The organism is Hymenobacter terricola (assembly GCF_017921975.2).
Classification (GTDB): Bacteria; Bacteroidota; Bacteroidia; order Cytophagales; family Hymenobacteraceae; genus Hymenobacter; species Hymenobacter terricola.
Window position 1 is genome coordinate 1 of sequence record NZ_JAGEMO020000250.1, and the last position, 383, is coordinate 383.

Here is a 383-nt window from a genome sequence, read left to right on the forward strand (position 1 = left end):
AGTTCGGGATCAAATTCATGAGGCTCGCGGGGATGGTCCACGTCGTGCCCGTCGTCACGCCTGTGGCGATGGTTCCCGACTGGGTTCCGAATTGGTAGCGAACTGTGTGAGTGAATGAACTCGACAAGCGGTTCATGTGGATGCTGATCGTGTCGCCGAACTGGCCCACGTTCTGCGTGTGCTCGGGCCAGGTGATACAGGAGGGCTGCGACGCTCTCGCGATCGTGTTCAGCGTCCCGCTGCCCGAGCCCGATATTGTACCGATCCAGCCGTTGAACGTGATGTCGAACTGCTGGCTGAATGAATAGTTAAAAGTTTTGGACCCGTCGGCGTTGTGCGCGATGGTTGTCGTGCCGCTCGCCAGCGTCTTGGTGCTATTGTTG

General features: G+C 58.2%; 1 protein-coding gene. It reads right to left on the minus strand.

Translation table 11 applies throughout. The features are described from left to right. A partial coding sequence (locus J4G38_RS28445) for a DUF859 family phage minor structural protein (protein WP_226164213.1) occupies positions 1–383 on the minus strand: 383 nt, incomplete at both ends.